At 71.1% G+C, this 26,266-nt stretch carries 18 protein-coding genes and 1 pseudogene; 10 read left to right on the top strand and 9 right to left on the bottom strand.

Translation table 11 applies throughout. The features are described 5' to 3' along the window. Positions 1–86: 86 nt before the first annotated feature. Positions 87–4,076: a GH92 family glycosyl hydrolase gene (locus OG370_RS38365; RefSeq protein ID WP_328472627.1), complete on the bottom strand. Its 3,990-nt coding sequence runs from the start codon at positions 4,074–4,076 to the stop codon at positions 87–89. Positions 4,077–5,132: 1,056 nt separating this feature from the next. Further along, positions 5,133–7,475: pseudogene (locus tag OG370_RS38360) on the bottom strand (GH92 family glycosyl hydrolase); the annotation flags it as partial. Between the two features lie 320 nt (positions 7,476–7,795). Here OG370_RS38360 and OG370_RS38355 point away from each other — a divergent pair. Then, positions 7,796–10,444, top strand: a complete 2,649-nt coding sequence (locus OG370_RS38355; RefSeq protein ID WP_328472625.1) for an alpha-L-rhamnosidase-related protein — start codon at positions 7,796–7,798, stop codon at positions 10,442–10,444. A 65-nt stretch (positions 10,445–10,509) separates the two neighbouring features. Here the strand turns inward: OG370_RS38355 and OG370_RS38350 are convergent, their stop codons facing one another. Beyond that, a complete protein-coding gene (locus OG370_RS38350) occupies positions 10,510–13,815 on the bottom strand; it encodes a GH92 family glycosyl hydrolase (RefSeq protein ID WP_328474824.1) in 3,306 nt (1,101 codons plus the stop codon). A 396-nt stretch (positions 13,816–14,211) separates the two neighbouring features. Beyond that, positions 14,212–14,646, bottom strand: a complete 435-nt coding sequence (locus tag OG370_RS38345; protein ID WP_328472623.1) for a winged helix-turn-helix transcriptional regulator — start codon at positions 14,644–14,646, stop codon at positions 14,212–14,214. Between the two features lie 100 nt (positions 14,647–14,746). On the opposite strand from OG370_RS38345, the gene OG370_RS38340 reads away from it, so the two are divergent. From OG370_RS38340 to OG370_RS38325, 4 genes are all read left to right on the top strand, one after another. After that, positions 14,747–15,616, top strand: a complete 870-nt coding sequence (locus tag OG370_RS38340; protein ID WP_328472621.1) for an alpha/beta fold hydrolase — start codon at positions 14,747–14,749, stop codon at positions 15,614–15,616. A 255-nt stretch (positions 15,617–15,871) separates the two neighbouring features. Continuing rightward, positions 15,872–16,339, top strand: coding sequence for a hypothetical protein (locus OG370_RS38335; RefSeq protein WP_328472619.1), 468 nt, complete (start codon positions 15,872–15,874; stop codon positions 16,337–16,339). Then, entirely contained in the window at positions 16,336–16,992 is a 657-nt protein-coding gene (locus tag OG370_RS38330; protein WP_328472617.1) for a hypothetical protein, read from the top strand. Before OG370_RS38335 ends, OG370_RS38330 begins: the two co-directional genes overlap by 4 nt. 311 nt (positions 16,993–17,303) lie before the next feature. Beyond that, the gene (locus OG370_RS38325; RefSeq protein WP_328472615.1) at positions 17,304–17,738 is read left to right on the top strand and encodes a DUF779 domain-containing protein; all 435 of its coding nucleotides are present in this window, start codon (positions 17,304–17,306) and stop codon (positions 17,736–17,738) included. 30 nt (positions 17,739–17,768) lie between these two features. Here OG370_RS38325 and OG370_RS38320 read toward each other — a convergent pair whose 3' ends face one another. The 3 genes from OG370_RS38320 to OG370_RS38315 all read right to left on the bottom strand — a co-directional run bounded on the left by OG370_RS38320 (position 17,769) and on the right by OG370_RS38315 (position 18,754). Then, positions 17,769–17,966, bottom strand: coding sequence for a hypothetical protein (locus tag OG370_RS38320; protein ID WP_328472613.1), 198 nt, complete (start codon positions 17,964–17,966; stop codon positions 17,769–17,771). Further along, a complete protein-coding gene (locus OG370_RS41620; protein WP_443060930.1) occupies positions 17,963–18,142 on the bottom strand; it encodes a helix-turn-helix domain-containing protein in 180 nt (59 codons plus the stop codon). Before OG370_RS41620 ends, OG370_RS38320 begins: the two co-directional genes overlap by 4 nt. 246 nt (positions 18,143–18,388) lie before the next feature. Further along, positions 18,389–18,754, bottom strand: a complete 366-nt coding sequence (locus OG370_RS38315) for an ATP-binding protein (protein WP_328472611.1) — start codon at positions 18,752–18,754, stop codon at positions 18,389–18,391. Positions 18,755–19,113: 359 nt separating this feature from the next. Between OG370_RS38315 and OG370_RS38310 the strand changes: the two genes are divergently transcribed. Together OG370_RS38310 and ribD are read left to right on the top strand one after the other, a co-directional pair. Further along, positions 19,114–20,595 carry a hypothetical protein gene (locus OG370_RS38310; RefSeq protein WP_328472609.1) on the top strand — a complete coding sequence of 494 codons (1,482 nt, stop codon included), beginning with the start codon at positions 19,114–19,116 and terminating at the stop codon, positions 20,593–20,595. Then, positions 20,582–21,475 carry a bifunctional diaminohydroxyphosphoribosylaminopyrimidine deaminase/5-amino-6-(5-phosphoribosylamino)uracil reductase RibD gene (gene ribD, locus OG370_RS38305; RefSeq protein ID WP_328472607.1) on the top strand — a complete coding sequence of 298 codons (894 nt, stop codon included), beginning with the start codon at positions 20,582–20,584 and terminating at the stop codon, positions 21,473–21,475. The genes OG370_RS38310 and ribD overlap by 14 nt, the downstream gene beginning before the upstream one ends. Positions 21,476–22,153: 678 nt before the next feature. Here the strand turns inward: ribD and OG370_RS38300 are convergent. Beyond that, entirely contained in the window at positions 22,154–22,888 is a 735-nt protein-coding gene (locus OG370_RS38300; protein WP_328472605.1) for a helix-turn-helix transcriptional regulator, read from the bottom strand. Between the two features lie 279 nt (positions 22,889–23,167). Between OG370_RS38300 and OG370_RS38295 the strand changes: the two genes are divergently transcribed. The 3 genes from OG370_RS38295 to OG370_RS38285 all read left to right on the top strand — a co-directional run bounded on the left by OG370_RS38295 (position 23,168) and on the right by OG370_RS38285 (position 25,281). Beyond that, complete coding sequence (locus tag OG370_RS38295) at positions 23,168–23,836, top strand: alpha/beta fold hydrolase (RefSeq protein ID WP_328472603.1); 669 nt, start codon at positions 23,168–23,170, stop codon at positions 23,834–23,836. Positions 23,837–24,024: 188 nt separating this feature from the next. Next, positions 24,025–24,702 (top strand): hypothetical protein, encoded by a 678-nt coding sequence (locus tag OG370_RS38290; protein WP_328472601.1) that lies wholly within the window; start codon positions 24,025–24,027, stop codon positions 24,700–24,702. Between the two features lie 84 nt (positions 24,703–24,786). Then, complete coding sequence (locus OG370_RS38285) at positions 24,787–25,281, top strand: DUF1269 domain-containing protein (protein WP_328472599.1); 495 nt, start codon at positions 24,787–24,789, stop codon at positions 25,279–25,281. 95 nt (positions 25,282–25,376) lie between these two features. On the opposite strand, the gene ligD is transcribed toward OG370_RS38285, so the two are convergent. Beyond that, positions 25,377–26,264, bottom strand: coding sequence for a non-homologous end-joining DNA ligase (gene ligD / locus OG370_RS38280; protein WP_328472597.1), 888 nt, complete (start codon positions 26,262–26,264; stop codon positions 25,377–25,379). Positions 26,265–26,266: the final 2 nt, after the last annotated feature.

Below are 26,266 nucleotides of genomic sequence, written 5' to 3'. Positions count from 1 at the left end.
GCGCACAGGCGGCTCGCCCGGACAGCGGAACGCGACGGCGCCCCCGGCACGGATGTGCCGGGGGCGCCGCCTCGGGCGGGTGCGGATCAGTGGTGGGTGCTCGCGCCGGATGTGGCGAGCAGTTCCACCTCGGACAGCGTGGTGGACGTGCCGCCGTTGTTCGCGGTCACCACCAGGCGGTAGGACGAGTAGGCGCCGGGGTGGGCGATCTCGAAGGGACGGGTCTGCAGGCGGTCGTCGAAGGTCTGGCCGCTGCGGGTGTCGACGGTCTTCCAGTGCTTCCCGCCGTCGTCGGAGCCCTGGAGCTGCCAGCTCTTCGGGTCCTGGGCGGCGGTGCTGCCGGAGGTGAGGGTGTAGAAGGTGGCCTTCTGCTCGGCCGACTTGCCGCTGCCCTGGTAGGCGTAGGTGATCTGCGGCGTCGCGGACGGGAAGGTGACCGCGGTCTTGGAGGTGTTGTCGAACAGGCCGGACACATCGGTGCCGTCGGTCGCCGAGCCGGTGCCCAGGCCCGCCCCAGTGGTGTCCGCGAGCGGCTTCGGGGTGCCGCCGGCCGGGGTCAGCGAGGTCTGGACGGCGGAGCTGCCGGTGCCCCACTTGGACGGCTTGGCGCCCATGGTGAAGTCCAGCACGGCGCCCTTGGAGAGCTGGTCCTGGGTCAGGTAGACCTTGTCGTACGGCTTGCCGTTGACCTTCAGCGACTGCACGTAGACGTTGCTGCGGCTGTTCTTCGGCGCGTTGACGGTGATGGTCTTGCCGTTGTCGAGGTGGATCGTCGCCTTGGTGAACAGCGGCGAGCCGATCTCGTAGTTGCCGCTGCCGGTCTGCAGCGGGTAGAAGCCCAGCGCGCTGAAGATCTGCCAGGTGGAGGTGGCGCCGTTGTCCTCGTCACCGGGGTAGCCCTGGCCGATCGAGCTGCCGGTGAACAGCCGCTGCTCGATCTCCCGGACCGCCGCCTGGGTCTTGGCCGGCGCGCCCGCGTAGTCGTACATGTACGGGATGCCGTAGGAGGGCTGGTTGCTCATGCCCAGCTCGCCCATGCGGACGTCGCGGGCCTCGATCATCTCGTGGATGGTGCCGCCGTACGACCCGGTGTCGCCCTGGGCGGTCTCCTGCGTGCCGAAGAACGTGTCGAGCTTCTTCTCCATGCTCTTCTGGCCGCCGTACAGCGAGGTCAGGCCGGCCGGGTCCTGCGGCACGGTGAAGGCGTAGTTCCAGCCGTTGGACTCGGTGTACTCGTAGCCCCAGGTCTTGGGGTCGTAGTCCGAGTCCGCCACCCGCCAGGAACCGTCGGCCTTGCGGCCCTCGAAGAAGCCCACGTTCTTGTTGAAGATCGTGGTGTAGTTCTGCGCGCGGGCCAGGAAGTACGCGGACTCCTCCTGGTAGCGCTCGCGGTCGGCCTTGGAGGTGCCGGGGGCCTTGGCGAGCTTCGCCGCCATGGTGCCGATGCCGTAGTCGTTGACGTAGCCGTCCAGCGACCAGGAGACGCTGCCGTCCACCGAGGTGTTGGTGTATCCGGTGAACTCGGAGGTGTCGATGCCCTTGCGGCCGGTGCCGGAGTTCGGCGAGACGGTGGTGGCGTTCTTCACCGCCGCTTCGTACGCGGCCTTGGCGTCGAAGCCGGTCACGCCCTTGGCGTAGGCGTCGGCGAACGCGACGTCGGAGCTGGTTCCGGTCATCAGGTCGGCGTAGCCGGGCGAGGACCAGCGGGCGGTCCAGCCGCCGTCCTTGTACTGCTGCACGAAGCCGTTGGCGAGCTTGCCCGCGGTGTCGGACTCCAGCAGCGAGTAGGCCGGCCACTCGGTGCGGTAGGTGTCCCAGAAGCCGTTGTTGACGTAGACCTGGCCGGGGACGACCTTCGCGCCGGTCTGCGTCGGGGAGCTGGGGCCCTGCGGCGAGAACGAGCTGGCGTAGCTCCACACCGGGTGGGCGTTCGTCCCGGTGTTCTCCGAGGCGGAGTTCGGGTAGAGGTTCATCCGGTACAGGTCGGAGTAGAGCGTGGTCAGCTGGTCGTCGCTGGCGCCCTGCACCTCGACCTTGCCCAGCTTGGCGTTCCACGCCTGCGCGGCGCGGTCCTTCACGGAGGTGAAGGAGGTGCCCTGCGGGATCTCCTGGTCCAGGTTCTTCTTCGCCTGGTCGGCGCTGATGAACGAGGTGGCGATGCGCATGGTCACCACCTTGTTGCCGGAGGTGTCGAACTGCGCGTAGCCGGTGACGTTGTCGCGGCCCGCTCCGGTGGTCTTGGTGGCCGTGCCGGGGGTCCGGTCGAACTCGGCGTGGATGTACATCCGGCTGGCGCCGGTGGACAGCCCGCTCTTGTGGTCGGCGTAGCCGTCGAGGGTGCCCTTGGCGGCGTCGAAGGTCAGGCCGCCGTTGTTGTCGATGTTGTCGAAGAGCAGGTCGCCGGTGTTGCCGGGGAAGGTGAAGCGCATGATCGCCGAGTGGTCGGCGGGCGCGACCTCGGCCTTCAGACCGTTGGTGAACGTCACGCCGTAGTAGTCGGGCTGCGCCACCTCGTCGGAGTGCTTGAAGGGCAGCGCCCGCTTGGTGCGGTCCAGGTCCGGGGTACCGGTGGCCGTGGAGGGCATCACCTGGAACAGGTCGCGGTCACCCATCCACGGGCTGGGCTCGTGGCTGATGCCGAGCGCCTGCAGCTCGGGCAGGTTGTCGGCGTTGTTCTGCGCCGCGTAGCTGTACTCCCAGCTGTCCGAACCCGCGTCGGTGACCGGGGTGTAGAAGTTGAAGCCGTTCGGCACCGCGGTCAGCGGCAGGTTGTTGCCGCGGGAGAACGACCCGGAGGAGTTGGTGCCGCGCCGGGTGTCCACGTGGTCGACGTAGCTCTTGGAGGTGTTCGCCGCCGGGGCCGCGCCGATCGTCAGGTCGTCGATCCAGCCCTTGAACTGGGTGGCGGCGCCCTGTGCGGCGCTGCCGGCCGGGTCGTCGTAGCCGATCAGGATGCGGTCGATCGTCTTGCCCGCGGCGACCTTGCCGACGGACGCGGCGACCGCGTTCCACTGCGAGGCGTAGAGGATCTTCGAGTCGCCCTGCGCCCGCGGGGTGAGCGCGACGCCGTTCACGTCCTGCGCGCTGCTCCGCAGCTGGCTCAGGTACGTGCCGTCGGTGAAGTGCAGGTCGATCGAGGCGTACGTGCTGGGGTACTTCAGGTCCCCGCCGGTCAGCTCCGGGAAGATGTCGTACGACAGCCGGGTGTCACGCGCGACCGGGATGTGCACGTCGTAGAGCTTGTTCCAGGCGTGCACCGCGCCGGACGCGGTGTGGGTGCCGGCGTACTCCAGCGCCTTGGCGCCGGTGAAGCCGACGTTCGGCTTGACGTCGGGACCCGAGGACGGGCCGCTGCCCACGTCGGTGGTCATGCCGGCCACCGGGGTCGGGGCGGCGGAGCCGTCGGAGAGGATGAGGTCGGCGAGCTGGGTGGAGCCGGTGTCGCCGCTGTTGGCCGTGACGTTGAGCCGGTAGTAGCGGTAGGCGCCGGGGTGGGCCACGTCGAAGATGTCCGACGAGAAGCGGTTGGCGAACTTCTGACCGCTCTCGCTGTCCACGGTGGTCCAGGTGGAGCCGTCGGCCGAGCCCTGCAGCTCGAAGTCCTTCGGGTCGCGGTCCGGGCTGTCGTTGGCCGAGGTGAGCGCGTACTTCTTGACGGTCACGTCGCCGGACAGCTCGTACTGCAGCCAGCCGGTGGTGGCGAAGGTCAGCCACTTGGTGTTGGGGTCCTCGTCGGCGGCCTTGCCGGCCGTCTCGTCGGGCGGGTTGTCCGAACTCGCCGTGACCTTGGCGATCTTGTCCTTGATACTGCCGGCCAGCACCGGCACGTTGCCGGCGGTCACGCCGGAGACCCACGCCTTGCCCTTGGCGTCGGTCTCCGAGGTGCTGGTCCAGGTCGGCTGCGGCTGCCCGGACTCGAAGGACGTGGTGAAGGCCGGCGCGGGGGTGTCGCCCGCGCCGTGCGAGCCGCTGCCCGCGGCGTGCGCGAGGCCGGCGGCGGGCACGGTCAGGGCCATGGACACCGCGGCTGCCAGCAGTGATCTGGCGAGGGTGCGGTGGGATCGGCCACTTCTCATGGAGGTGCTGCCTTTCTGGTGACGGCTCCAGGTACTGACCGGTGCCCCGCCCGCTTGCACGGGGGTCGCGGGCGGGCGGGGCACCGGCAGGTATGCGGCGGTCGGACGGGCGATCAGGCGGCGATCAGGGACGATCGGCCGCGGTCAGGCGTTGTGCCCGCTGATCGCGTACAGCGCCAGGTTCGTGTTGTCGGGAAGGGTGACGGACTGCGCGGTCTTGCCGCTGTCCAGCGGGACGGAGAGGTGCCAGAGGTTGACCGCGACGCCGTCCGGCGCGCCGCTGCTGTTGTAGCGGCTGTCGGCGTGCACGGCGATGTCCTCGCCGAGCCGCGGGGAACCGGCCGCCCAGTCCGTGGCGTTCAGCGCGAGCTGCGCGCTGCTGCCGTCGGTGTAGTGCACCGTCGCGGTCGAGGTGACGTCGCCGCCGTGCGCGGAGAGCAGCACGTCGAGCCCCGAGTAGGCGCGCGGCACCAGGGAGACGGTCTGGCCGTGGGCGGTGACGAAGTTCTTCGCGGTGCCCGCGGTGTCCGGGAAGTCGTAGGCGCGGCCGGCCAGCACCCCGGTGCCGGGCGTCGGCATCTGCTCGGCGGGGTAACTGGTGCCGGTGCCGTCGAAGTCCGCGCCGGGGCCGCCCGCCGCGCTGACCCCGTCCACGTCGTACTGCCCGGACAGGTCCTGCGGGCAGTAGCCGCTGCTGCCCTGGCAGCCCGCGGTCGTCACCGACACCGGTACGGTCCTGGTCGCGGTCGGCCCGCCGGCCTGCTTCACCGTGACGGTCACCGGGTAGGTGCCGTCGGGCGTGCCCGCCGGGGCGGAGACGTGCAGCGGCACCACGTGGGTGGCGGGCAGGGACTTGGACTCGACGGTGAAGGAGGTCCGCGCCGGGTCGACGGTCAGCGGTCCGGCGGAGGAGGCCGCCACCGAACCGGACACCGTGCCGGGCCCGGAGAGCACCGCGGACACGTCCACCTCGGTGGCCTTGGCCCCGGCGAGGATGCCGGGCGCGGCCGGGCTCGCGGCCGCGGCGGTGTGCCGACGGTTGTCGGGCACGTGGTCGAGGGCGGGCGGCGCGGCCGACTTGGCGGTGCCCCAGGTCGAGGGCGAGGTGCCGAGGGTCAGCGCGAGGTTCTTGCCCGCCTTGATGTCGGCGGTGGTGAAGTAGGTGTCGGTGAGCGCCTTGCCGCCCAGGCGCGCGGACTGGATGTAGCGGTCACTGTCGCTGCTGCCCGGCGCGGTGACGGTCAGCCGGCCGCTCGGGTAGTACTTCCGGTCCAGGCTGAGGTCCACCCGGCTGAACAGCGGCGTGGACACGCCCCATTCGTCGGTGCCGGGCGCCATCGGGTAGATCCCGATCGCGGACAGCACCTGCCAGGCCGACATCGTGCCGAGGTCGTCGTTGCCGGTGACCCCGTTGGGCGCGTCGGTGAACAGCGTCAGCGCGGCGTGCACCACGTCGGTGGTCTTCCACGGCTGCCCGGTGGACAGGTACGTGTACGGGGCGCTGAGGTCGGGCTCGTTCTGCGGGTTGTACTTGTCCTGGTTGTAGTACGAGTAGGGGCCGTTGACCCACACGTTCCGGGCGGTGCCGGCCGGGTCCTTGAGCAACTGGTCGTAGGCGAAGAAGGAATCCAGCCGCGCGTTCCCGGCGGAGGTGCCGCCGATCTGGTCGAGCAGGCCGGGCAGGTCCTGCGGCACCAGCCACATGTACTGCCAGGACGTGCCCTCGTGGAAGCCGACGCTGGAGGCGGGGTCGGTCGGGCCGACGAACGCGCCGTCGGTGTCGCGGGCCTGGAAGAAGCCGGTGGCCGAGTTGAGGATGCTGCGGTAGTTCTGGCCGCGGGTCAGGTACGTGGCGGCGTCGGCCTGGTGGCCCAGGTCGCGCGCCATCCCGCCCAGCGCCGCGTCGGCCAGCGCGTACTCCAGCGTCGCGGACGGCCCGTGCTGGTAGTCGTCGTCACCGGGCTTGGTCTGCGGCCGGGTCGGGTCGTAGGGCACGTAGCCGTTCGCCAGGTACTCCGGGTCGGCCTGGCGGTCGGCGGACGGCGAGGAGGCGGGCGCCGCGTGGTCGACGTGCTGCTTCAGCACCCGGTACGCCTCCTCCTCATGGCCCTTCAGCAGGCCCTGCCGGTAGGCGTCGACCAGGAACGGGGTCACCGGGTCGCCGGTCATGATGTTGGTCTCGACGGTGCCGTAGCCCCAGCGCGGCAGTTGCCCGCTCTCGTCGGCCACCCGCAGCAGCGACAGCGCCATGTCCCGGGACTCGCGCGGCGCCAGCAGCGACAGCAGTTGCTGCTGGGTGCGGTAGGTGTCCCACAGCGACCAGTTCTGGTAGTACGTGATGCCGTCCGCGGGGTGCACCTTGCCGTCCCAGCCGGTGTACCGGCCGTCCACGTCGTCGCCGACGTTCGGGGCGAGGAAGGACCGGTACAGCGACGAGTAGAAGGTGCGCTGCTGCTCGTCGGTGCCGCCGGTCACCCGTATCTGCGCGAGCCGGTCCTGCCATGCCTGCTTGGCGGCGGCGCGGGTCCGGTCGAAGCTGCCGCGCCCCTCCGCGGCGAGGTTCTTCGCGGCGCCGGCCGGGCCGGTCCACGACAGCGAGGTCACGGCGGTGACGGCGCGGTCCTTGGTGGTGTCGAACCGCACGTAGGCGCCGCCGCGTCCGGTGGAGGTGGACGTGGCGCTGCCCGCGGTGACGGTGCCGCCGTTCCAGGTGCCGTAGGAGGCGAACGGCCGGTCGAAGCGGGTCTCGGTGTAGAGCGTGTACGGCTTGGTGTCCTGGCAGAAGCCGCTGCCGGTGATCGCGGTGAGCACGGTGCGGTCGTCCACGACGGTCACGGTGCTGCTGGTCACCTTGTGCAGCGCCTGGCCGCTGTTGAGCAGGACATTGGCCTTGTCGGTCGCGGGGAAGGTGTAGCGCTGCCAGCCGGTGCGCGCGGTCGCGGTCAGCTCGGCGGTGATGCCGGTGCCGAGCTTCACCTGGTACGACCCGGGCGACGCGCTCTCGTCGTCGTGGCTGTACGGCGCCGCGTACTGCGCGTCGTCGGTGCTGGTGATGTCGCCGGTGGTGGGCAGCACCGGCAGGTCCCCGCCGAGGCCGCAGCCGACGCCGGACAGGTGCACCGAGCTGAAGCCGAGGATGTGGTCCTGGTTGTAGTCGTAGCCGGTGTTGTGGCCGGTGTCCGGGGAGAGTTGGACCATGCCGAAGGGCACGGCGGCGCCGGGGTAGGTGTTGCCGTCGTCCTGGGTCCCGATGAACGGGTTCACCAGGTGGGTCAGGTCCCCGCCCGCGCTCGCCGTGCCGGCCGAGGCGGCTTGCGCCGGCAGTGCCGCCGCGCAGGCCGCGGCGAGCGCGACCACTGCCGCGGTGGCCGCTCTTCGCAGCCGCGTCCGTCGGGTCATCGTGTACTCCACTTCGTTGACAACGTTGTCAGCTCTCCATACAGGCCGGGCCTGATGGAATCCGGGGCGTGGGACATGCCAAGAATGACAGGAATCCTGACGACGAAGGGCCCCGGCGTCAAGCGTTCGGCGCCTGACGGATGATCAGAAGCCGTCCGGCGCTGCCGCGTCCGTATCGATTCAAGCTTCGGCGCACCCCCGGCGGGCCGCGAAGGCTCGCCCGGCGCGACACCTGGACGGAGCTCGGATGTGCTTGTAGCCTCAAGCCGCACTCCACCATTGAAACGTTTCACACCGTCTTCCCGTCTGGAGCCGCCCCCATGCCCAACACCCCTGCGGGAGAAGGCCCCCGCCCGCCCGGACCGCAGCGCCGCACCGTCATGAAGGCCGGGCTCGGCGGCGCCGCGCTGGCCGCCGCCGGGCTCACCTTCGGCTCCGCCGGCACCGCCGCCGCGGACAGCGCCCACCGCGGCCCGGCCGGCGCCCCGGCCCCGCACGACACCGGCGACTGGCAGAAGTACGTCCAGGGCCCGTCCAGCCGGACCGTACGGCCGGTGAGCGTGCTGCGCAGCAGCGGCTCGGTCACCGACCCGCAGGCGCTGCTGGCGCCGGGCGGCGGCGTCACCGTGCTGAGCCGCCCGCAGCCGGCGCAGCCGCCGCGCTGGCCGGACGGCACCACGGCGACCGCCTCGTCCTCGCACGCGCCCAACGGCGGCGACGACGGGCAGCCGCGCACCTACGACGCCGGCAACGCGATCGACGGCGACCCCGGCACCTTCTGGAACGACGACACGATCGCGGCCTACCCGGACACCCTGACCGTCACCACGGCCGCGCCGCTGTCCCTGCCGGGCATCACGCTGCTGTCCAACTCCGACGGCGTGCCGGCCGACTTCACCGTCGAGACCTGGGACGGCGCGGCCTGGCGGACCGCCGCCACCGTCACCGGCAACACGTCCGTGCGGCGGGCCGTGCCCTTCGCCGCGACGGTCTCCACCACGCAGGTGCGGATCAACGTCACCGCCGACCAGAGCACGCCCCAGGGCGAGTTCACCCGGATCAACGAGGTGTACCCGGGGCTGCTGGCCGACGACGACATCCCGCGGGTGGTGATCGACTTCGGCAAGGTCGTGGTGGGCTACCCGCACGTCACCTTCACCTCCGCCTCGGGCAACTCCCCCGGCGTGCGGCTGGCGTTCTCCGAGACCGTCCAGTTCCTCACCGACCGCAGCGACTTCACCCGGGCCGACCAGTCCGGGGTGCCCTCCCAGGGCACCGACCAGTTCGCGGTGCCGGCCGGCGGCGCCGACTGGAAGGACACCAAGGGCTACCAGAGCGGCACCCAGGTCTACGCCGACGGCCTGCACGGCTTCCGCTACCTGCAGATCAGCCTGGACGCGCTCGCCTCCGACGCGCCGGCCGCCCAGCCCTGGGGCGAGGTGTCGATCGACGCGGTGTGGCTGGAGTTCACCGCCTACCTCGGCACCCCGGACTCCTACACCGGCTGGTTCCTCAGCGCCGACGACGACCTCAACCGCTACTGGTACGGCGCCGCGTACACCAACGAGCTGGTCACCGACACCTTCCGGTCCGACGACATCGACCCCCGCGGCGCCGACAGCCCCTCCCTGGACGGCAAGCTGGTCCTCCAGGACGGCGCCAAGCGCGACCGGGACCCGTACGTCGGCGACCTGGCGGTGTCCGCCCGCACCCTGTACCTCACCCACGACGACGCGGCCGCGGCCGCCCGCAACGTGCTCGCCGACCTCGCCGACCACCAGCGCTCCGACGGCTGGATACCGCCCGCGTCGATCAACGGCTACACCCTGCCGCTGTTCGACTATCCGCTGTGGTGGGTGACCTGCAGCTGGGACTACGTCCTGCACACCGGCGACCGCGCCTACGCCACCGGCTACTACCCGCACCTGACGAAGGTGCTCGACTCCTGGTACCCGTCGGTGACCGACGGGGACGGTCTGCTCAGCAAGGGGCTCAACGGCACGTCGGGGTACGGCGACTACGCCTTCCTCGGCCGCACCGGGCAGATCACCTACTACAACGCCAACTACGTGCAGGCCCTCACCGACGCCGCCTCGATCGCGACGTACCTGGGCAACTCCGCCGACGCCGGCCGCTGGACGGACCGGGCGACCACGGTCGCCGCCGCCGTCAACGCCCATCTGTGGGACGCGGCCGCCGGCGCCTACCTGGACTCCTCCAGCGGCCCGGCCCGGCACGCCCAGGACGGCAACGCGATCGCGATCACCGCCGGCGTGGCCGACGCCACCCGGGCCGCGTCCGCCCTCGCCCACCTGGACGCCACGACGGTACTGCCGTACGGCAACGCCTTCATGGACAACGACACCATCTTCGACGGCGCCTCGCAGCGGGTCTACGCCTTCACCTCCTACCCGGAGCTGGTCGCCCGCTTCCGCAGCGGCCGGGAGGACTCCGCGCTGGACCAGATCCGCCGCACCTACGGCTGGATGGACACCCACGACCCGGGCATCACCAGCTGGGAGGGGATCGGCCCCGACGGCTCGCTGTACGAAGGCTCGTACACCAGCATGGCGCACGGCTGGTCGACCGGCGTGGTGCCGGCGCTCACCAACGAGTTGCTCGGCGTCCGGCCGACCGCGCCGGGCTTCACCACCTGGTCGGTGCGCCCCCGCCCCGGCTCGGTCGCCTGGGCGCGCGGCCAGGTGCCCACCCCGCGCGGCCCGCTCGGGGTGGACTGGCACCATCCCGGCCGGGGCACGTTCGCCCTGACCGTCCGGGTGCCGCGTGGCACCCGGGGCAGCGTCGCCCTGCCCACCGACGGACACCACGTCACGGTGCACGTCGACGGCAAGCTCGCGTGGAACGGAAGGAAGGCCAAGGCGTACGCCGCCCGGGCCCAGGACGGGTGCGTGCTGCTCGACGGGCTGACCGCCGGGACCCGCACGGTGTCCGTCCGCCCGGCCGGCTGAGCGGGCGCGGGCGGCCGCCCCCGGACCCGCGTGCTCGGTCCGGGGACGGCCGCCCGCGCCGTCGGTCACGCCGTCGCCACCGCGAAGACGTGCATGTCGCCTCCCGTGGTGGTGGCCGGCAGCGTCACCGAGGCGAGCTGCTTGCCCGCCTGGAGGGTGATGGCCGCGGTCGCGAAGACATCGGTGCCCACCGGGTCGGTGCTGCTGCCCATGACGTCGCGGTACGTGGTGTGCACCGCCGTGACGTTGCCGAAGGAGGGCTGGTCACCGCCGCCGCCGAGGGTCCAGTCGCTGAAGCCGATGTCGGCCTGCTGGGTGGTGCCGTCGGTGTAGGTGAGGGTGGCCGTGCCGCTGGTGGGGCCGTCGTCGGCGCTGCCCAGCAGGCTGAGCCGGGTGGCGCCCGCCGCGGTCTTGGAGACGTCGAGCACCTGGTCACCGCCGCCGACCTGGATGTTGTCGGGGGCGCCCGGCGTCACCTGCGGCCAGGTGAAGTCGAAGCCGCCCGCCGAGACGGTGCCGCCCGGGGTGACGCCGGCCGCGGCCAGCGCCTTCGCCGAGTAACTCCAGCCGCCGCCGTCGAAGTCGGCCGCCGGGTTGTCGTCGTCGGCCGATATGCCGCGGTTGTTGACGTACCAGCTGATGCTGCCCTTCACCCCGACCGTCACCGACAGCCACGCCTTGGGGGCGGGGGTGCTGCCGGAGCCGGCAGCCGAGGAGGTCAGGGTGATCGGGACGGCGTAGACGCCCGGCTTGGTGCCCGCGGCGACCGAGACCGACAGCTTCGCGGTGGCGGTGCCGTTCGCGGACAGGCCGATCCGCCCGCTCGCCGGGGTGAGCGTGATGCCGTCCGGCACGTCGGCCGACCAGCGCACGTCCTGGCGGCTGTCGCGGATCGTCGAGACGCTCAGCGTGCTGTCCGCCGACGTGCCGGGCTCGGCCTTGACCGCCCCGGGCGCGGTGCTGGCGAAGAACGGCGCCTCACCGTCGCGGTAGGACGGCGGCGCGTCCTTGGCGGCACTGCCCCACTTGGTGTTCGGGGTGCTGCCCAGGGTGTAGTCCAGGGTGCCGCCGTGGGTGACGAAGGAGGCGGGGACCCAGGGCTGGTCGGAGCTCCTGCCGTTGGTGCGCAGGCTCTGGATGTAGACGTTCTTCGCCGAGGTCTGCGGCGCGTTGACCGTGATGGTCCGGCCCAGGCCGGTGTGGATCACCGCGTGCGGGAAGACCGGCGCGGTGAGCACCAGGTCGGCCCGGCTGGGGACCTGCGGGTACAGGCCGAGCGCGGAGAAGACGTACCAGGACGACATGGTGCCCGCGTCGTCGTTGCCGGGGATGCCGCCGGGGGTGTTCGTCCACAGCGTGTCGGTCTCGGCGCGGGTGGTCTCCTGCGTCTTGTAGGGCGCGCCGAAGTAGTCGTACAGGTAGGCCGCGTTGATGTCGGGCTCGTTGGTCGGGTCGTTCTTCGTCGGGTCGTCGGCGGTGAAGTCGAAGCTGCCGTCGGCGTCGTGGAAGAAGGCGTCGAGGCGTTCGATGGCCGCCTTGTTCCCGCCCATCGCCTGGGCGAGGCCGGCGATGTCGGAGTAGACCATCCAGCTGTACTGCGAGCTGGTGCCCTCCACGAAGCCGTCGCCGGTGGCGGGGCTGAAGTTGGTGCCGGCCCAGGAGCCGTCGGAGTTGCGGTTGCGCATCCAACCGCCCTGCGTGGTGGCGTTCGGGTCGAAGACGTTGCTCCAACTGCCGCTGCGCTGCGCGAACTTCTGCGCGTCGGAGCGGTCGCCGAGCTGGCCGGCCAGCTGCGAGATGCCGAAGTCGGCCGCGGCGTCCTCCAACGTCTCGGCGGCGCCGCCCCAGCAGTGGCAGTTGTCGGCCGGCACGTAACCGAGCGCCTTGTACTGGTCCAGCGCGGGGCGCTGGCCGACGCACTCGACGTTGCAGCCGGAGCTGTCGGAGTCGTTCGCGGTCGGCACGGTGGCGGCCTTGACCAGCGAGGCGAGGGCGCCCTTGACGTCGAAGTCGGTGCCGCCGAAGGCGTAGATCCCGGCGAGCGCCGCGTCGGAGGGGTCGCCGGACATGACGCTGGTCTTGCCGTTCTCCAGCAGCCAGCGGTCCCATTCACCGCCGCGCTGGTTCGCGTAGTTGAACAGCGACTGGGCGTAGTCGCTGCCGACCTTGGGCTGGAGCAGCGTCAACAGCTGCACCTGGGCGCGGTACTGGTCCCAGCCGGAGAAGGTGCCGTACTGCGCGTGCTGGCCGCGGGAGAGCCGGTGGACCTTGCGGTCGCCGCCGAGGTACTGCCCGTTGGCGTCGTTGGTGAGCGTCGGCTCCAGCATCGAGTGGTAGAGCGCGGTGTAGAAGGTGCTGGTCTGGTCGGAACTGCCGCCGGAGACCTGGACCTTGCGCAGCGCGGTGTTCCACGCGGCGACCGCCTGGGCGTGGACCGCGGCGAAGGACTTGCCCGCCGGGTTCTCCGCGCGCAGGTTCGCCTCGGCGTTCGCGGCGCTGACGTACGAGATCGCGACCTTGGCCTGCACGTTCTTCGTGCCCTGGGCGAAGGTGACGTAGGCGCCGGAGCCCTTGCCCGCGGTCGGGTTGCCGCTGGAGTTGTAGCCGGTGCCGCCGGAGGCCGAGGTGGAGCCGGGCTTCAGCGTGTCGTCGGTCCAGGTGCCGACCTTCGCGAACGGCTGGTCGAAGTGCGCGGTGAAGTACAGGGTGTACAGGTCGTGCCGGTTGTTCGCGCTCTGCGGGCCGCAGAAGTTGCCCGCGCTCACCGAGCCGGTGACGGTCCGGGTCGCGGCGTCCACGTGGACGTCGGCCGCGCTGCTGCCGCTCTCGGAGTTGGAGGTGCGCAGCAGCATGCTCGCGGGCTTGTCCGCCGGGAAGCCGAACTCCCCCGTGCCGGTACGGGCGGTGCTGGTCAGCTCGGCGCTCGCGCCGCTGTCCAGGCCGACCTTGTAGTAGCCGGGCGACGCGGTCTCGTTCGCGTGGCTGAAGGTGCTCGCGTAGGTGGCGTCCTTGGTGTCCGCGCTCGGCGAGGAGTCGACGTCGCCGACGTACGGCATGATCGGGATGTCCCCGTTCGCGCCGGAGCAGCCCACGCCGTTGAGGTGGGTCAGGCTGAAGCCGCGGATCTTCGTGGCGTCGTAGCGGTAGCCGCCGGGCGCCGGCGTGGAGAACTGGTTGCCCGTCGAGTTCTGCGGGCTCCACGCGAGCATGCCGAACGGCACCACGGAGCCGGGGTAGGTGTTGCCCGCGTTCGACGTTCCGATCAGCGGGTTGACGGCCGAGGCCGGGTCGGCGGGCGCGCCGTGCGAGGGCGCCGCGTCGGCGGTCCCGGCGCCGAGGCCGAGCCCGAGGAGTGCGGTCGCCGCGGCCAGCGCGCAGACGGCTCTGCGCCTGCGGCGGGTTCCGACCGTCCGGTGCGGGGTTGAGTCTGGCACCAATCCTGCCCTTCGTGGAGTACGGGTGATCGGCAGGGGAACGGCCTCTCCCCCCGGCGGGCGGGGCGACGGGACCGAACCCGACAACGTTGTCAGGAAGTGAATGACGATGTTGCTCCGACCGCGCAGGAGTGTCAAGGAAAGTTCTGCGGCCCGGGCGGACAAACGCGGTCAACTGCACGTAAGCGGGGGGCTGTCGCGGGTGCGGGGGGCGCGGGGGGCTGGTGACGGGGCGTCACCCGGGGGCGATCGGGGGAGGTCCGGGGGCCGGAGGTCGGGGGGCCGACGGGCGGGCGCGGCCGGTCCGGCGGCCGCCGCGTGGGGTCCGGCGGGTCAGCCGTCGGACGGGTGGGCGTCGGACGGGTGGGCGTCGGCCCGTGCGTGGGCGCGGTCGATCTCGGCCATGTGCTGCTCGGCCCAGTCCCTGACCGCGGACAGCGGGCCCTCCAGGGAGAGCCCCAACTCCGTGAGGCGGTAGTGGACGCGGGGCGGCACCGTGGGTTCGACGCGACGGCTGACGAGACCGTCGCGGGTCAGTCCGCGCAGCGTGACCGACAGCATCTTCTGCGAGACGCCCGCCATACGGCGCTGGAGTTCCGCGAAGCGCACCTCGTCCGGGGACGCCTCCGCCAGCACCTTGACGGCCATCGACGTCCACTTGGTCCCGATCCGGTCGAGCAGGCGCCGGGTCGGGCACAGCGGGTCGAAGAGGTCGCCGCGGCCCTGGGGCGGACCGGACGGGGAGGAGGGGACGGAAGGGGCGGTCACCTGGAACTCACCACCTGTGGCACGAGTGCGGTCTTGGCCGGTCCAGCGTAGTTACCTACGGTGGTGTTGTCACCATTGGTAACCGCCTGGGAGGTCGCCCATGTCCCCCGTCCCCCGCACCACCGCCCGCAGCCGCCCGCCCGAGGTGGTGCTGCGCCACGTCGAGGCGGGCGGCGTCGAACTCCACGTGGCGACCGCGGGACAGGGCCCCGCCGTCCTCCTCCTGCACGGGTTCCCGCACACCTGGCAGTTGTGGACCGAGGTCATCGGCGAACTCGCCCACGACCACCGGGTGATCGCCCCCGACCTGCGCGGGCTGGGCGCCAGCGGGCCCGCGACCGGCGGTTACGACGCAGGCACCCTCGCGGCCGACGCGGAAGCCCTTCTCGCCGCCCTCGGCGAGACCTCCGCGGCCGTGGTCGGCATCGACGCGGGCACCCCGCCCGCCTTCCTGCTGGCCATGCGCCGCCCCGACCTCGTCAGCCGGCTGGTGGTCATGGAGTCGCTGCTGGGGACGCTGCCGGGCGCCGAGGACTTCCTGGCCGGCGGGGCACCGTGGTGGTTCGGCTTCCACGCCGTGCCCGGCCTCGCGGAAGACGTGCTCACCGGCCACGAGGCCCGCTACATCGACTGGTTCCTCGACGCCGGCACCCTCGGGGAGGGGCTCCGCGCCGACCTCCGCGACGCCTTCGTCAGCGCCTACACCGGCAGCGACGCGCTGCGCCGCGCCTTCTCGTACTACCGCGCGATGCCCGCCGGCGCCCGGCAGATCCAGCAGGCCGCCGCCACCGGCAGGCTGGCGGTGCCCACGATGGCGATCGGCGCGCACCCTGTCGGGGCCGCGCTCGAACGGCAGTTGCGGCCGATCACCGACGATCTCGTGGGCCACGTCCTTGAGGACTGCGGCCACATCATCCCGCTGCACCGCCCGGAGGCGCTGCTCGGCCTGATCAAGCCGTTCCTGGGCTGAGGCCGGCCCGGAGCGGCGACCACTCGTCACAGGGAGACCGTCTCACCCCTTACTGTCACTGGGGTACGTGAGGCGTGACCATCACCCGAAAGGGCGACTCCGCTACGCAACGTCGCGCGATCGAAAATCGGCCACGGCTCGATCCGGGCTTCGTTCCGGGCCCTGACGGGCGGGGCCGCGGTCGAACGGGACGCGACCGGACGGAACCACGCGTCGCGGTGTTTCACGCCCGCGGGTGCGGGTCACCCGGGGACCATGATGCGAACGCTACTGCGCGGCGGCCTCGCCGGAGCCGCCGGGACGACCGTGCTCAACGCCGTCACGTACGGCGACATGGCCCTGCGCGGCAGACCCGCGAGCACCGTTCCGGAGGCGACCGTGGAGGCGCTGGCGGACCGGGCCGGGGTCACCATCGACGGCACCGGCCAGACCCGCGACAACCGGGTGAGCGCGTTGGCGGCGCTGTCCGGGATCGCCACCGGCATGGGGGTGGGCACAGCCGTCGCCGTACTGCGGAAAGCGGGGGTGCGGCTGCCGCTCTGGGCGGGCGGCGTCCTCACCGGGGCGCTCGCCATGGCGGTCAGCGACCTGTCCATGGCCGAGTTGAAGGTGAGCGACCCGCGCACGTGGTCGGGCGCGGACTGGGTCTCCGACGCGATACCGCACCTGCTGTACGGCCTCGCGACGTACGGCGTCGTGACGGCCGGGGAGCGGCGCGCGTGAGAGCGCCCGCCGGCGTACGGGCCGGCCTCGTGCGAGCCGGGCTGGTCGGGGCCGCGTCCGGGGCGCGCAGCCAGATCGGAACGGCGGCCGTCGCGGTGAGCGGGCGGGCCGAGACCGCCCCGGAACCGCTGGACCTGCTGGCCGGGCGGCCGGCCGTGATCGGCACGGTGACTGCTGCCGTCGGTGAGCTGGTCGCCGACAAGCTGCCGGCGACCCCGAGCCGGCTGACCGCCGCCGGGCTGGTGCCCCGCGTCGTGCTCGGCGGCCTGGCGGCCGCGGTGCTCGCCGCGGACGCCGTGCGGGCGCTCGCGCCGCCGCCCGGCCGGCGGCCCTCGGCGGACGACGGCAACGGTTCGGTGCAGCAGGCGAGTTCGGCGGGTTCGTTGACGGGTTCGGCGGATTGGGCGGGTTCGGCGGAGAGGCCCGCGCCCTCCTCACCCGGGCCGGTCCTGCTCGCCACCGCCGGCACGGTCGGCGGGGCCGTGGCCGTCGCCGCCGCCTTCGCGGGCGCCCGATGGCGCCGCCGGTGGTCCCTGCGCGGACACGACGACTGGCCCGCCGCGGCCCTGGAGGACCTGGCCGCCTTGGCCCTCGCGTGCGCCGCGTGCACCCGGCCGACTCCCCCACCCCGTACCGGTGACGCCGCGTGGTGATGGGGCGGGCCGCCTGCGCGGGACGCACCCGGTGCCCCGGTGGGCCCCGTCCCTGCCGGCACGTCACCCTCGGGCCGCGGCGACCACTGACGTACGGACCCGGGACCCTGCGCGGCCGAACCACGACCGGCCACCACCGGCCACGACCGGCCCGCGCCGCGCAACCCGGGCCCCGACGAGCGGGTTCGGCCGGGGAGTTCGGCAGTAGCATCGAGGGAACGGGACGGACCGCCGTGGGAGCGGCGATCGGGGTGCGGACCAGGGACCGCGCGTCCGCCGGCCGGCCGCCCCGCCTGGAACGGAGGGCCGCGATGACTCCCCCGGCCTCCCCCGCGGACCCGGCCGAGCCGGTTCGCCGGGTCGAGTTGACCCCCGCCGCCGAGGAACTGCTCGGCCGGCTCGCCGACCGGCACGGCCCGCTGATGTTCCACCAGTCCGGCGGCTGCTGCGACGGAAGCTCCCCGATGTGCTACCTGCGCGGCGAGTTCCGGGTGGGCGGCGCGGACGTGCTGCTCGGCAGGGTGGCGGGCGACACGCCGTTCTGGATGAGCGCGAGCCAGTTCGCCTACTGGCGCCACACCCACCTCACGGTCGACGTGGTCAAGGGCCGTGGCAGCGGCTTCTCGCTGGAGGCCCCGGAGGGCGTGCGCTTCCTGCTGCGCTCACGCCTGCTCACCGACGACGAACTCGCCCTGCTCGCCGCCGAACCCTCCCCGCTCACCGGCGCGGACGCCACCGCGTCGTAGTCCGCCCGCCCCGCCCGACCCCACCTCACCTCACCTCACCCAGCTCAGCAGCGCCGCGTGAAACGCGTCGAACGCCTCGCACCTTTCCGGGGTGGGCGTCGGGTCGATCTCCGTCTGCGACCGGCACACCTCGTCATCGCCGTTGGGGGTCAGGCGCGCGAGGAAGCCGAACCCGTCCCCGACCCGCACCGCGTGCAACGTCAGCGGATTGTTGCGGCCTTTCCTCATCGGTCGTGTGTGATGGATGCGGTCGGTACCTCGAGCGCGTTCGCGTACCGGCGGATCGTGTCGGGGCTGGCACCGACAAGCCCGCGCTCCAAGCGGGACAAATGACCCCGGTCGAGGCCGGTTAATGTCTGCATGTCCCGCAGGCTTACCTTGAGGGCAGTTCGCAGAGCCCGCATGGCAGCGCCGTTCGGTCGTAGGCGCGGCACACCGCCCGCTTTCGGTGGAGTGTTCTTGATTGGCATGATCCTGGTTCTCGATGAATACAGGGGTCGGACGTTCGGTACGGATTTCCTGCGTTGCTGCCCATTGCCCGGACGGCAGCCTTCGGGGTCATACGGTCGTCAGCTTGCAGCTACGCCGGTGGACACGAATCGAACTGCCACAAACGGTGCCCCGAATCCCACGCATGCCCATCGGTCAGCTCACTGCGGCACCTCTGCGCCGTTCTCGCCGCACACAGCCCACAGCACCTTTCCCGGGCCGTCCCGGTCGCTCACGCCCCACTGCCCGCCAGTCAGCGCGTCCACCAAACCCAGGCCGCGCCCGGACTCGTCGTCTGGTGACGCCTCCCTGTGCTCCGGCTTGGCGTCACTGGCGTCATGCACCTCGATGCGCACTCCGGAGGCGAGTCGCTCGAACCGAGTGGCGATCAGATTCCCGTACGGCGGGTGCGCGTGCGTGACCGCGTTGGTGACCAGCTCGCATACGACCACTTGGGCGCTGTCCTTGAGATGCGGCAACCCCCAGGCGTCGAGGTGCTGGGCGAGGAACTGACGCGCCCTGCACACCGAGAGGGGCGCGGGAGGCCACAACTTGTCGACAACGGACGGACATTCCTCGGCCGGAACCGCCGGCGCAGGCGAGGTCATGACGAGACCCCCGTCCGGCCGAGAGGTTCGACTGTTACCCATTCGGGCAACGCTGTGAGAAGGCTCATTGGCTGCCTGCTGTCTCAGGTGGTCCGGGGCCCCGGGGCCGTTCGAGCGGTCGCCGAGGTCTGCTGTCAGCACGTAACGGTGCCGTCCCATGAGCTTCAAGCGGACAGAGCGCCAGGGGAACCGCGAACGGGGAACCCCGCAACGCCATTTGGGGAACCCCGCACGGGGCTACCCTGGAAGGGTTCGCCTCCGTTCCTGCAAGGTGGCCCATGGACGAGCGCAAGACACACCGCCGTGACTTCCCGCTGACGATTCCGGATGCACTCCTACAAAGCGACGCCATGCGGCAGGCATGCGCTGCGCGGAACTTTCAGGAGATATTCCGACTCGTCAACCGGAGGACGGGCTCCAGCTATGCGGCCATGGCTGCCGCCGTTGGAAAGATGACAAGTTCACGAGTGAGCGACATCATCCGTGGCGTTCGTGGGATTCGCGGACAGGGAGTGATCGAACGAATTGCCGATGGATTCGGCATCCCAGGTGAAATGCTCGGACTCCCGATGCGGCCATGGGAGAGGATTTCCCCGGAGGAAGTCGCCCGGCCGGATTCGCTGATTCGCTCCCCAGTACAAGAGGCGAAAGATTCGTCGCCCTTACTCTCCGCAGAGACGAGCGCGGCGTCTGACATTCTTTTCATCTCTGTGTGGGTCGAGGGGAGGAGGCAGATTGTGCCTATGAGTCGCCGCGCATTGCTTGCTGGGGCCGTTGGCGCCGGGTTGCACGCTCCGGAAAGCGGAATCATATTCCACCACGCCGTACCCAAGCTCGACGGCTCCCGCATTGAAGCAGCGACAGAACATCTCAGAGATATGTGGCATACGCTTGTCCGAGCCGACAACCTCTTCGGCCCGCGACATGCCCTCGCATCAGTTCAGCAGCAGATTTTGATTCTCGAAGCGCTACTGGAATACACGCGAGGCGATCAACGGCTTGAGCTGCTGAGGCTGGCCGCCCAATACGCCGAGTCTGCCGCATGGCTGCATGAGGACTCCGCCGATTTGTCTATGGCGGCGAGATGGACGAGCCAGGCAATGGAATGGGCAACAGAATCCGGGGATCAGGCCATGGTGACATGGACACTGTTTCGCAGAAGTCAGCAGGCCACGACGAAGAGGAATCCCGGGCAGGCCATCGGCCTCGCTCAGGCAGTCCAACGGAACGAGGCTGTGCTCACCGCGCCCATGAGGGCAGCTGCTTTGCAGCAAGAGGCTCACGGATATGCCTTGGATGGGGACGAAATCGCCTGTCACAAACGGCTGGACAGAGCTCATGAATTCGCGGCCTCACAGCAGACGAAGGGAGACGCCCGCTCCGGACACGGTGACTTCTGTACGCCGAGTTACATCGAGATCCAGCGTGCGAACTGTTGGCTCAGCCTCAACCGGCCCGATCGTGCCGCACCCGTCTTCGCACAGGCACTGACCGAGCTTCCGGACGCGTACCAGCGTGACCGGGGCCTTGCACAGGCACGGCTGGCAATGGCGTACGCGGGAATCCAGGAGTACGACGAAGCCGCCAAACATGCTGCTTCAGCGCTCAGCGTTGCACGTGGTTCGGGCTCGGCGCGTACCATGCATGAGACGATTTCCGCGGTTAACGCACTCGGGGCGGTCCATGGCTCGCCTGCCGTGACTGAACTGTTTGATGCAATCGGGGAAGGGCCGGAGTTGGAGCGCGGTGAACACTCATGAGTCGGCAGCCATGCGGCGTGCTATTGCAATTTCCGCCCAGGGCCTGGGGTCGGCAAGCCCAAATCCGCCGGTGGGATGCGTAATTCTCGACCGCGACGGGCGGACGGTCGGCGAAGGATACCATGTCCGCAAGGGGAATCCACATGCGGAGGTCAATGCGCTCGCTGCCGCCGGCAATCTCGCCGATGGCGGTACGGCGCTAGTGACGCTGGAGCCGTGCAATCATTACGGCCGGACGCCACCCTGTCGGGAAGCACTGATCCAGGCGAATGTGGCCAGAGTTCTGATCGCCGTGATGGACCCGACTTCACGCGGTGAAGGTGGCGCCGCTCTCCTGCGTGCAGCAGGCGTGCAGGTGGAAACCAATGTTCTTGAAGATGAAGCGCTGATTGTTTTGGGCCCCTGGCTGGCCGCACTGAAAAACGGTCGCCCCTTCGTCACATGGGTGTACACGGCCGACTCGGACGGCTTGCCGGACTCGGACCGGGAGCGCGATGCGGCATTCCATGAAATGCGAGCGATTCGGGGATCGTACGATCTTCTGGTCCACGAAGACGGCGGAATAGCGGAAGGAATGCCGGGGAGTCACGGCGAGGGAGTCTTCCGGACCCCCGCCGACTGGCCGCGCGACGGCGCCGGAGAAATATTGCGAGCGTTCGGCGAGACTGGTGCGCGATCACTGCTGATTCATGGCGCCTCTGAATACGCGACTTCCTTCAGCGCAGCGGGCGCCGTGGACCAGGTGATTGCCTACCTGCCCAGCACTCCACACTCCCGGTCTCCCGATTTCGCCCACCTCACCGCTGTTCCAGAGGGCTACCGCCTGACCGACGTCACCCGCCGGGGAAACCACGTGCGCGTAGTCGGCCGAAGGGCCTGACGATGACCGGTTGAAGCTGCCGACGCGTTTCCCGGCGTAGTTCCGGTCCGCGACTTCAAGGAGTCGACCCGCCCGGAACACGCCTTCCGCCCCAGTTGCGGCGCGAGCATTCCCCTCCCTCCCTGCCACGCTGGAGAGCCGGGGCGAGGGGGTTCACCTCCAGTCGGCCCGTCACCGCGGCAAGGCTTGCCGCGCTCCGCAGCCCAACCGCCCGGCTGGTGCTTCGCGGTCTCGCGGTTGTGGCATGTCGTGCACAGCGGACGCAACCTCGACCACGCGTCCGGTTCGGTGCTCCCGGCGTCCCGCGCTACTGCTGCGCCTCCCGCTCATGGACCCGGCGGCGCCCACCGGTGGTCGGTTCGGGGCACCCGGAGACTGAGCACGGGGCGGGGCCTATGCGGCATGGGGGTGCTCCAATGGATGAGGCAGCTCCGGGAGAAGCGTTAACGGAATTAACGGGGTCCGTGCCGGAGAGTCGTGGTGGGTCCTCTGCGAATCTGGTGCGATTGACCCATGCCAGACGAGAGCAGCCCAGACAGCCCCGCCCCATCGTTCGAACTGCGCTGCGGCGGTCTCCACTTAACGATTCAGCGCGTCCCGAGATGGCTGGTGGCGGCCCTCGCCACGACCACGGGATGTGGACTCGCAGCGTGGTTCACCTCGCGCTAGCTGTATTGGTCATGAGCGTCGTTGACGGATGTCACTCGGGGGGCGTTTCCCGGGTCGGGAGGTGGGGGTGGTGCTCTGGCGACCGGTGCGGTAGCGGCCCGGGGTGGTGCCGATGATGTGGGTGAACGCCTCGATGAAGCCGCTGGGGTTGGCCCATCCGCAGGCGTAGGCGGTCCGGGTGGTGTCATGGCCCTCGGCGAGGAGCACGAGCGCGTGGTGGACGCGCAGTTGGGTGCGCCACTCGTAGAAGGTCATACCGAGTTCGTTGCGGAAGAGCCGGCTGAGGGTGCGGGTGCTGGCTCCGATCGCCTTCCCGAGTTCGGTCAACGTGGCGTTGTCCGCGGGCGTCTCGTGCAGTATCCGGGCGATGGCTCGCAGCCGGTCGTCCCGCGGTTCGGGCAGGTGCAGTGGCTGTTCGGGGGCTTCGCGGAGTTCCTCGACGAGGACGCGAAGCAGGCGCGAGCGCGCGGAGCGGCTGTAGCCGGTTGCGTCGTCGTCGTAGTTGCGGGGGCCGGTCAGGGCGAGCAGGACCTCGCGGGCGAGGCCGGAGGCCAGGAACACGGCGGGACGGTCCGGGACGAGCCGGGCCAGGGACGGGGTGAGGAAGACGATCCGCATGTCGGTGTGGCCGTGGGCGCGGTGGTCGTGCGTGAACCCGGCGGGGGTCCAGGCGACCCGGTTGGCGGGAACGATCGAGGTGCCGCGCTCGGTGCGCACCGCCAGGACCCCGCCGGCCGCGTACACCAGGTGCCCTCGTGCGTGTGACTGCCACGCGCTCGTTCCGCCGGAGGGCCACAGGTGCCGCCCGCCGGAGGGCCACACATGTGACGTCACACCGGGGTTCGGGCGAGGTTGGCGGCGAGCGGGCATCGGTTGGCATCCTAACGGTGGCAAGCCATCTCCTGATCCCGTGACACTTCCTGCATGCGGAGTGGTCCTCAGGCGCGCAGCGCGCCTGGCCGCACCGCATGCCATCGAGGCGGTGTGCCTCGATGTCGCGGGTTGGGAGAGAAGGAGACTCACATGACGACATTCGTCCTCGTGCCCGGTGCTTGGAAGGGTTCCTGGTCGTTCGAGGCGGTGGTGCCGTTGCTGGAGCGTGCCGGTCACAGCGTTCACGCCCTGACCCTGACGGGCCTGCGGCCGGACGACGACGACGCGACGGTCGCGACCGCCAGCCTCGACACGCACGCCGGCGACGTCCTGCGGCACCTCGATCGCCATCACCTCACCGGCGTGACGCTGGTCGGCCACAGCTACGCCGGGATGGTGGTCGCCGCCGCGGCCGACCGCGCCGACGGCCGGGTCGCGCGACTGGTGCATCTCGACGCCTACGTACCGCGCGACGGCGAGTCGTGCTGGTCGTCGACGAACGACCACTTCCGGGACGTGTTCGCGGCCGGCGCCGCGGCCACCGGCTACTCCGTCCGGCCGCCGGACGGCGGCGACCCCCGCCGCCGTCCCCATCCCCTCGCCTCGTTCCTGCAGACGATCCGGCTCACGGGCGCGCTCGCCCAGGTCCCCCGCCGGGAGTTCGTCTACTGCTCGGGGTGGGAGGACCGGACGCCGTTCGCCGGACTCCGCGCCCGGCTCCGAGCCGATCCCGAGTGGCGGGTCCACGAACTCCCCACCGGGCACGACGCGATGCACGAAGCCCCGGAAGCGGTCGCCGCGCTGCTGCTCGGCGAATGAGGCGCGGACGGCGGCAGGCCCGGCGGCGCGGTCGGCGATGAGAGCGTGGACCCGCCGGGAAGCCGGACGACCGCCGGCCGGCTGACCGGTTGGCCGACCGGTCGACCCGGGCGCGCCACACCGCGGACCGACCACCTTGCCGCGCAAACCGTTTGGCACCGTGCCGTCCGACGCATACGGTGCCGGACGTGGACCCCTCACTCGCGGTACCGACGACAGGCACACCGACTCCCCACTCCCCCGGGCCGGTCGGCCCCGACGACGTGGCACTGGCCGTGAAGCTGTCGGTGCGCGCGCTCTCGTCCGTGCCGGAGGACGGCTGGGACCGTCCGGCCGGCGACGTGACCTGGTCCTGCTGGGAGACCGTCGAGCACCTGGCCGACGACCTGTTCGCGTACGCGCTCCAGATCGGCCCGGCAGTGCCGCCGGTGACCACGCATGTGCCCGTCTCCTGGCGGCAGATGCGGCCGGACGGACCGTCGAGCACCATCTTCGTGGCGCGCGAGGAGGGCCGGGACGGGCTGCTCCAGGCGCTGGAGGCGTGCGGCGCCCTGCTGGTGGCGATGGTGCGCACCAGCTCGCCGCGGCTCCGCGCCCACCACGTCTTCGGCGTCTCCGACCCCGAGGGGTTCGGGGCGATGGGCGTGGTGGAGACCCTGGTGCACACCCATGACGTCACCTCCGGGTCCGGCCTGCCGTGGCAGCCGCCGGACCACCTCTGCCGGCGGGTGCTGCACCGGCTCTTCCCCGACGCCCCGACGGACGCCGCCCCGTGGCCGGCCCTGCTGTGGTCGACCGGTCGGGCCGAACTGCCGGGCCGGCCACGACTGGAGAAGTGGCGCTGGCACGGGGAGCCGCGCGGCTAGGGTCTGCCGTTCGGCACCGCGTGGCCGTGCCGACATTTCGGACATAGGGTTCCTCACGTCGCCCACGCCATCGAGGAGGCCCCGATGTCCGAACTCATCGTGATCGCTTACGACGACCACAGCACCGCCGAGAACGCCTACGAGCGGGTGCAGAAGCTCCAGAAGGACTACGTGGTGAACCTCAACGGGCTCGCCGTCGTCTCGGTCGACGCGGAGGGCAAGACCCACGTCGACACCCCCAGCAAGATCGTCGGGGTCTCGGCGGCGTCGGGCGCGCTGTGGGGAATGGTCTTCGGCATCCTCTTCCTGGTTCCCGGGCTCGGCCTGCTGGCCGGCGCGGCGATGGGCGGACTGCTCGGCAAGCTGGGCAAGTCCGGGATCGACGACCAGTTCCGCGACCAGGTGCAGGCGATGCTCAAGCCGGGCACGTCGGCGGTGGTGGTGATGGCCGCGAAGATCACCGAGGACAAGTTCGCCGACGCCATGCGCCCCTACGGCGGCACCCTGGTGAAGACCTCGCTCAGCGACGAGGACGAGAAGGAGCTCGCGGAGCACCTGGCGGGCGCGCAGCAGCAGTAGGCGGCACGGCGGGCGGCCCCCGCGGCAGCAGTAGGCGCTACGACGGGCGGCCCGCGCGGCAGCGTGACGGCGGCCCGTCCGCCACGTCCGTACGCTCACCCCGGCAGCGCGCTCGCGCCGCCCGGTTCGAGCAGCGCGGCGAGCGGATCGCCGACCTCGGCCAGCCGGGCGGGCATCTCGCCGATGGTGAAGTCGAGTTGGCCCGGTTCCTCGGCGGCGGCGACCTCGTCCCAGGTCAGCGGCGCGGAGACGGTGGGACGGGCGCGGGCGCGCACCGTGTAGGGGACGGCGGTGGTCTTGCTCGCCGAGTTCTGCGACCAGTCGATGAAGACCCGGCCGGTGCGGTCCGCCTTGGCCATCCGCGACACCACGCGGTCCGGGTGCGCGGCCTCCAGCTCGCGGGCGATCGTCCTGGCGTACGCGCGCGCCTCGTCGGGGGTGGCGCCGCGCAGCGCGGCCAGCAGGTGCAGCCCCTTGGAGCCGCTGGTCTTCGCCCAGGCCGCGATCCCGTCGGCGCCGAGCCGCTCGCGCAGGTCGAGCGCGACCCGGCAGCAGTCGACGACCGTACGGTCCGGGCCCGGGTCCAGGTCGAGCACCAGCCGGTCGGCGGCGTCGGGGTCGGCGGCGCGCCACTGCGGGGTGTGGATCTCCACACAGGCGAGGTTGCCGGCCCAGACGAGGGTGGCGAGGTCGTTCACCTCGACCTGGTCCATCAGCTCGCCGCTGCTGCGCGCCCGCTCGGTGGTCTTCACCCAGTCGGGCGTACCGGCGGGCGGACGTTTCTGGAAGAAGCGCTGGCCGTCCACGCCGTCGGGGGTGCGGACGAAGCTGGCCAGCCGGCCGCTGGTGTGCGGCAGCAGGACGCCGGCGACGGTGGCGTAGTACTCCAGCAGCTCCGCCTTGGTGGTGCCGGTCTCCGGCCAGAGCACGCGGTCGAGGTGGCTGAGCTTGACCCGGCGGCCCTCGACCTCGGTGATCGGCATAT

Origin of the sequence: Streptomyces sp. NBC_00448, from assembly GCF_036014115.1 — a bacterium.
Lineage (GTDB): Bacteria > Actinomycetota > Actinomycetes > Streptomycetales > Streptomycetaceae > Actinacidiphila.
The sequence above is the reverse complement of the archived record's forward strand: the minus strand, read 5'-3'. Positions and strand labels throughout refer to the sequence as shown.